Genomic DNA, 7721 nt, shown 5'->3' on the forward strand with positions numbered 1-7721 from the left:
CCTAACTTGAGTATAGAATAACTCCTATTATAGTTGGTAAATGTGTAGATTTTGTGAGCCTCATTCTCTCAGACCATTTAAGCCAAGGTTTAACCCATCAACTTAGAAAGTAAAAAATGAGAGGTCTACCCCTCAATTAACAACTAATTTATATCACGAGTCTAACTGAATTTTCATGTATAAAAACCGAGTGCCACAAGGCAAAAATATAAATGGTCCATATTTTTCTTGAGTTGTCGACTTTCCCATTACGGTGTTCCTTTAATAGACCAACAACATGATCTATTTGAATCCATTCTTCAATACCACTTATAATGATTTGTTCGATCATGATATCTCCGATAGATCCCATAAGCCATTTCTTTAAAGGTACTGGAAAACCTAGCTTGGGACGATTCAGTACATGATTAGGTACTATGTCCTCCATCGCTTTACGAAGTACATATTTCGTTGTTTTATTTGTTACACGGTATGATGATGGTATTTTACGAGCTATTTCAAACACTTCTTTGTCTAGAAATGGCACACGAACCTCTAAGGAATGTGCCATGCTCATTTTGTCAGCCTTCATTAGAATATCGCCAGGTAACCAGAAGTTAAGATCGATTAATTGCATTCTGCTAATATCATCAAGGTCTTTCGAAGTCTCATATATTTTACTGGTTAGTGCTGTTGTAGGTTCCCAATTCGTTTTCAAATTTACCATTGAAGACAAGACAAGTCTCTTTTCTTGTTCGTTAAAGATCTTAGCATTCCCCAAAAATCGTTCTTCTAAAGGAGTTAAGCCTCTTTTCAAATAGTTTTTGCCATAAAAATTGAACGGAATTTCGTCTATAAATTGCTTAATGTTCCGTTTTAGGTTCGTAGGAATCCACGATAATGGTTTAAGTGAGGAGGGCTCTCTATAAATACGATATCCTCCAAACAGCTCGTCTGCACCTTCACCTGATAATGCGACAGTAATATGCTCTCTTGCCACTTGGGAAAGTCGATAGATCGCAATTGCAGACGGATCTGCTATGGGCTCATCCATATGCCACACAGCCTTAATCGTATCCTCAAAAAAACGATCAACCGATATCACTTCATCAAAATGATCTATACCCAGTTCAGTTGCCGTCTTTTTAGCATATATATTTTCATTATGCTCGCCTTCAAATCCTACCGAGAAGGTTTTTACAGGCCCTCTCTTGCTAAGATAACTGGCAATCGATGTTGAGTCTATTCCCCCAGATAAAAAACTCCCAATCGGCACATCACTCTGGGTATGAAGATTCACAGATTCATTAAGTTTATACCGGATCTCTTCAATAAATGTTTCAATTGGCCGATGTTCCGGTTCGAACTTAGTTTCCCAATATGTTTGATTCTTTATATTTCCCCATTGATCGACAATCAAATAGTGACCCGGTTCAAGCTTTTTTATTCCAGCAAACATTGTATCTGGTTGGGGCACATATTGTAATGTTAGATAATGGAACAGACTTTTTGAGTTAACGGCGGGTTTYAGACCATCTAAAGAAAGGATACTTTTWATTTYGGAGCCAAAGGCAAATTGAGTGTTATCCGTATAGTAATAGAATGGTTTTATTCCGAAATGATCACGAGCAGCAAATAATTGTTTTTTCCTCCGATCCCATATTGCAAATCCAAACATTCCACGCAGTTTTTCTAAACAATGTTCCTGATACTCCTCATATAAATGTATGATGACTTCAGAATCTGTGTTCGTTTTAAACGTATGACCAAGGTCTTCAAGTTCTCTTTTTAATGATTGATAATTATAAATCTCACCGTTAAAAACTAGCCAAAGGCTCTGATCTTCGTTGGAAATAGGCTGGCTGCCGTGTTCCAAATCAAGGATCGACAAACGGGTAAATCCTAAAGCAATCCGATCTACCACCCTAATGCCCGTTTGATCGGGACCACGATGTTTGATTGCATCGGTCATTTTTCTAATTGCTACCGTCGTTGGCAGCGAATTGTTTTCAAACATCAAAAGCCCTGTAATCCCACACATAGAAAAAGTCTTCCCTTCCGGATTATTAACTACGCAGTGTAGTGTTTTTGATAAAAAAATTGATCCTTGTTTAAAAACATCAAGAAATCAATAATATATTATATACTACGAATTGTAGTTTATTTAATTTAACTAGTCAATTTTTCATTTTATGGTATTTCCATTGAAGATTAATGAATTATGTTAGATTAAATTCTTAACAAGATTTAATTCACCTGCGATACAAAAAAACAAACCCGTGGTTTTTACCAGGGCTTGTCTAATTACAAATAAGTACTAGTGCAATCCACTAACCATTTTTGTATAACTTTGTTTAGAGATTGTACGTCTTGCTGTAACGTATCGATCCTTATAGTATGATTCCGATAAATTACTAATCCTTACTCCTTTACTACTGGAAGAATGAGCAAATTGCCCATTACCGATATAAATCCCTGCATGAGATATACCAGCACCACTTGTATTAAAGAAGACCAAATCTCCAGGTTTGAGATTTTTCTTTGCAACTGGGGTACCTGTTTTTGCCTGAGCATTTGATGTCCGTGGCAGCTCCAAATTAAACTTATCAAAGATATACAAAATAAAACCAGAACAATCAAATCCACTCGATACAGAAGTTCCCCCCCACTTGTAAGGTGTACCAACAACTTGACTTACTTCTGTACGCAATTTGGATTGATCATCAGCAAACGCATTAGTCGCACCAGCTGACAAAATAACTGCAGACCCTATTAATGAAATCATGAATTTCTTCAAACACATGCTCTCCCTTCGGATGCCTACGGAGTTAGCTAAGGGTTCGGTAGAAGGCGCCCTTTATTCCTTTTCAATCAAGAATAATTCACCCGGAATGGTTCCCCCGTTTTCAAAAATGAAACTCGGCATTAAAAATTAATTTTTTGTAACCCTACATAATGTAGTACATTTTCGTGTATGTTGTCAATCCCATCCTCTAAATCCATCATTTTTTTTATTAAAAGTCGAGTTTCGTTCAAATTCACCCTATAAAGTACAAATATAAGGAGAAGTTCCGCTCTTATTGTATTATTCTTATATGAACACCGACTTCTTCTAAGTTAATTATTAAATACATTTTTGTAACCACTTCTTTTTCAGCATAAGCAGAAAAAACTGTTCCAGCAGACGTTGATCTGCTCTAACAGCTATCTCCAATTTATATATAATTTTAGTTATAACTTATAATCAATAAACCCTCCTTTCTCACAAGGAGGGTTATTGATTATTGAGTCTGTTCTACGCTGCCATTGCTCTACAAGCCTCTGCACATCTAAAACAAGCTTCTGCACATTCTTGACAGTGTTTTACATCATGCATTTTACATTCTGTGCCACATTCTTCACAAACGTCGGCACAGATACTACAGATCTCACGCGCATAAACACTGTTCGTTGACATTGCATGCGCAGCAAAAGCACAAATATCAGCACATTGTCGATCCAAACGAATACATTTTGTCATCATAGCTACATTCTCTTCATCAAGACAAGCGTTGTAACAATGATTACATACCATCATACAACGTATGCATTCCTCGATACACTTTTGGTATTGTTCATGTGACATAGTCAATATCTCCTTTCGAATTTACGATTCAAGAATTTAGGATGCACAACACTTTTTATTTGATTCAAAAAATCAAATAATGTAATCACCTCGCTTTACATACGATTTGTAACCTATTGTTAGGTTGACTATTATATAACCCGAAGTTATGTAGATTTTGTGAGGAAACTGGACAAATTTGAAAATGATGATTGTACATGAAGACTGAGCTTTGAATCCGTGATTACTTTACTCTTTTAGGTTTAAATTAGTATTAATGGGTAACAATACTACGTGATGTAGTCCTAACAATCTTTTCTTATTACGGCATTAGACTAAATAATCTTATGAAGAGGTGAATTCAATGTATAAAAACTCCAAAAAGAGCGTGAAACATCAATTCACGAACAATCATATGCCCAAACACGAAAGTGAGCAGCAGCATCAAGGGATGAAACACGACCATGACCATTCCGGATCACATCATAGTACCGGGCACCAACATAGCGGCGGGGATAAACATGCCGGTCATCATGTAGATGACTTTAAAAAACGCTTTTATATTTGTTTAATTATTACAATTCCAATCATGGCTCTTTCGCCAATGATTCAGATGTTCATTGGGGTACATTGGCGGTTTCCATATGACACCGTTTTACTGTTTCTACTCTCCACATTTGTCTTCTTTTATGGAGGTAAGCCTTTTCTAGTTGGTGCATATCGAGAACTAAATCAAAAGAGCCCTGGCATGATGACGTTAATATCACTTGCTATCGTTGTTGCTTACGTATATAGTTCATTAATTGTCATAGGATTGACGGATGTAGACTTCTTTTGGGAACTGGCAACCCTTATTGTCATTATGCTGCTAGGTCACTGGCTAGAAATGAAGTCTATTTTAGGTGCATCTAATGCCCTAGAAGAACTGGTCAAACTAATCCCTTCTGAAGCACATCTTATTATGGAAAATGGAGATATCAAAGAGGTAAGCGTGTCAGAATTAAGCCCAGAGCAAACGATTTTAATTAAACCAGGAGAGCGAATCCCTGTAGATGGAATCATTGTGAAAGGACAATCATCACTCGATGAATCCATGCTTACGGGGGAATCCGTCCCGGTCATCAAGAATCCTGGAGATAAACTCATTGGAGGAGCTGTCAACGGTGAAGGAGCATTAACCGTAACGGTTACCAATAGTGGTGAAAAGGGTTACTTATCCCAAGTTATTTCACTAGTTAAAGAAGCTCAAGAATCTAAATCTAAAACTCAAAACTTATCCGATCGTGCGGCAAAATGGTTATTTTATGTAGCTTTAGGTGCAGGCTTAATAACCCTACTCGTATGGCTCTCTTTGGGTTACGGCTTTAACTTCGCGATACAGCGAATGGTGACTGTGATGATTATTGCGTGTCCACACGCTTTGGGTTTGGCTGTACCTCTTGTTGTATCAACCACTACCTCGATAGCAGCGAAAAAAGGGTTATTGATACGAAACCGCACTGCTTTTGAAGAAGCTCGAAAATTGAACGCGGTCGTATTTGATAAAACCGGAACGCTTACTCAAGGTAAATTTGGAATTACCGATATTCTACCTGCATCGGGATATACAGAGACGGAAATTTTAACCCTCGTTGGTGCCCTTGAAGCTCAATCCGAACATCCTATCTCTAAAGGTGTAGTAGAAGAAGTGAAGAACCGTGAAATAAAAATACCAGAACCAGAGTCATTTGAAGCACTGACGGGGAAAGGTCTTAAGGGGAAAGTTAACGGTAAGGATGTTTTGGTTGTTAGCCCTGGCTTTATGGAGGATCAAAAAATAGATTATCCTATTTCGGAGTATAATAAGCTGGCATCACAAGGAAAAACGGTTGTCTTTGCCGTTGTTGATAACCAATATGCCGGTCTAATTGGCCTTGCAGATAAAGTCCGTGAAAGTGCAAAGAACGCTGTAGAAAATTTAAAATCATTAGGAATCAAATCCATGATGTTGACGGGGGATAACAAGAAAGTTGCCCAATGGGTTGGCGAAAGCTTGCATTTAGATGAGATACATGCAGAAGTCCTACCCCATCAAAAGGCTGATAAAATAACTGAAATTCAAAAAGAGGGTTATATGGTTGCCATGACCGGGGATGGAGTGAATGATGCTCCAGCCTTGGCGAAAGCAGATCTCGGCATTGCTATTGGCGCTGGAACGGATGTCGCAATTGAAACAGCAGATATTGTTCTTGTAAGAAGTGATCCTAATGATGTCGTTTCGATTCTCGACTTATCTAGGAAAGCTTACAATAAAATGATTCAAAATCTTTGGTGGGCCAGTGGTTATAATATTATTGCCATTCCACTTGCTGCCGGTATATTATATGGCGCTGGAATTGTCCTAGACCCTGCGATTGGAGCCATACTGATGTCTCTGAGTACTATTGTCGTAGCAATTAACGCCAAACTTCTTAGGGCATAGCCCAAGTGTGAAATATTTACTGCAAGAGGCTCATACGAGCCTCTTTTTTCTTTGGGCAAAGCGAGGCATCCCATTATTTCATGAACCCCCTAGCCTGCAGGCTGCTCGCAATGGGTTCTTCCGACAACAGTTCGCAAAGGATTTGGTTGATCGATTCTAACTTATCTTTATCGATTTTTCGAGATATCATCGTGTATAGTTCTTGTTCTACCAAAGTTACTCTTTTTGATTTTTCCACACCTTTATCGGATAAACGTAATATAACCGCTCTGGAATCTTTAGGGTGGGTATCACGAATAATGTATCCTTCCTGAACAAGCGTGTTAACGAGCCTTGATGGACTGCCACCTTCACATATTAACAGAAAGCCGAGCTCCTTCAATGAAAGTGGTCCTCTCTCTTCAAGAACCCGTAACACCTCAGCCTGTGATCCGGTAATACTTTCTTTACTCAATGCGGACTGCAACATACGTCCACCCTGTCTTTCGGCAGCAAGGATTAGATAACGTAATTGTTCAGCAAGTTCTATATTTTTTTTCAAGTTAATCACCATTCTCCGTAGCATACTTGATACGTAGAAATTATATCATACCATTACGCCTCGAAAGTAAAACTCCAGCGTCCGGATCATGGGTGGATAAGATTGGTGCACCACCATTTGTTTTTGACCATTCCCTAAGTTGGGTCATCGATGTTACAGCAGCCTTTTTATCATCTGCAACACCATCTACTACCTCTCGCTCGAATTGTGGTTGTGTGTAGATTGCATCCCCGGCTAAGCAAACCGGCAGTCTTCCATTTACCAACAACGATTGATGACCAAATGTATGCCCTGGAGTCGGAACAATCACAAGGGAACCATCCCCGATTAAGTCATATCCATTTATAAATGCACCTGCTTGATTCATCTTTTCATGATGAATAATTTGATATTTATAATCAGGATTATAAAATCTATGTTTTTGATATCCATGCATGAACGTTGCTCCAAAGCGTTGGCCATCTGCCCATTCACGCTCACTAATGACAAATTCCGATTTAGTTAATCGAGCAATCCCTCCAACATGATCTGAATGCAAGTGGCTTAGTATCACATATCTGACATCATCAGGAGAATATCCGAGGCGCAGGATCCCCTCAGTTACCGATTGTGATTCACGGATATTAAATTGACACATCTTCCGATATTGAGGAGCCCACCATGGGTAAAAATTCGGTTCATTAACTGACGGATCTTCTCCAGTATCAAAGAGTACCAGACCTTCCGGGTGTTCTATTAAATATGTATTAATGGGAAGCCACTCAGTCCACTTCCTGGAAGTAAGAATCCAGATCGAGCGATTGAATTTACTTCCTCCCACCTGCTGAGGGTGAACTCGAACTGCTCCGGTTTGTATTCGATGTATTCGAAATGTTGGCGTTTCCAATATCATACATCCTCTCAATTCAAATTAAATGACACGTCACCTTTTATTTGATAGATGACATGTCATTTAAAATCAACACAAACAAACAAAAAAATAAAGCCGGTCTAATGGTATTATCCCCTTTTAGTAGACAAGAGAAAAAAGACATCTGTTAAGATGGACTTAATCTTGCCTAACGAAGGGGATTTTTTCATGGCTAAAAAAGGACAAGCTTACCGACGGTACTCCTTGGAATTAAAATTGGAGGCGG

6 protein-coding genes and 1 riboswitch are annotated in these 7721 nt (G+C 38.6%); of the genes, 1 reads left to right on the forward strand and 5 read right to left on the reverse strand.

Features of this window, described 5'->3' with window-relative positions; genetic code table 11:
- Positions 1–148: 148 nt before the first annotated feature.
- From asnB to ACPV3A_RS21550, 3 genes are all read right to left on the reverse strand, one after another.
- A complete protein-coding gene (gene asnB / locus ACPV3A_RS21540; protein ID WP_426201049.1) occupies positions 149–2020 on the reverse strand; it encodes an asparagine synthase (glutamine-hydrolyzing) in 1872 nt (623 codons plus the stop codon).
- 276 nt (positions 2021–2296) lie between these two features.
- Positions 2297–2776, reverse strand: coding sequence for a C40 family peptidase (locus tag ACPV3A_RS21545; protein ID WP_036638510.1), 480 nt, complete (start codon positions 2774–2776; stop codon positions 2297–2299).
- Between the two features lie 4 nt (positions 2777–2780).
- A riboswitch (cyclic di-AMP (ydaO/yuaA leader) is annotated at positions 2781–2914 on the reverse strand.
- 360 nt (positions 2915–3274) lie between these two features.
- On the reverse strand, positions 3275–3604 hold the full coding sequence (locus ACPV3A_RS21550) for a four-helix bundle copper-binding protein (protein ID WP_076152819.1): 330 nt from the start codon (positions 3602–3604) through the stop codon (positions 3275–3277).
- Between the two features lie 343 nt (positions 3605–3947).
- Between ACPV3A_RS21550 and ACPV3A_RS21555 the strand changes: the two genes are divergently transcribed.
- On the forward strand, positions 3948–6044 hold the full coding sequence (locus ACPV3A_RS21555; RefSeq protein ID WP_225595917.1) for a heavy metal translocating P-type ATPase: 2097 nt from the start codon (positions 3948–3950) through the stop codon (positions 6042–6044).
- A gap of 73 nt (positions 6045–6117) precedes the next feature.
- On the opposite strand, the gene ACPV3A_RS21560 is transcribed toward ACPV3A_RS21555, so the two are convergent.
- Positions 6118–6585: a MarR family winged helix-turn-helix transcriptional regulator gene (locus tag ACPV3A_RS21560; RefSeq protein WP_162158344.1), complete on the reverse strand. Its 468-nt coding sequence runs from the start codon at positions 6583–6585 to the stop codon at positions 6118–6120.
- A 40-nt stretch (positions 6586–6625) separates the two neighbouring features.
- Entirely contained in the window at positions 6626–7471 is an 846-nt protein-coding gene (locus ACPV3A_RS21565) for an N-acyl homoserine lactonase family protein (RefSeq protein ID WP_036638508.1), read from the reverse strand.
- Positions 7472–7721 lie beyond the last annotated feature (250 nt).

Source organism: Paenibacillus sp. Dod16 (assembly GCF_049893405.1).
Taxonomy (GTDB): Bacteria; Bacillota; Bacilli; order Paenibacillales; family Paenibacillaceae; genus Paenibacillus_AQ.

What these genes read in the sequence shown, in the direction of transcription:
- ACPV3A_RS21550 (WP_076152819.1), bottom strand. Translation starts at nt 3,604, where the DNA reads ATGTCACATGAACAATACCAAAAGTGTATCGAGGAATGCATACGTTGT.
- ACPV3A_RS21555 (WP_225595917.1), top strand. Translation starts at nt 3,948, where the DNA reads ATGTATAAAAACTCCAAAAAGAGCGTGAAACATCAATTCACGAACAAT.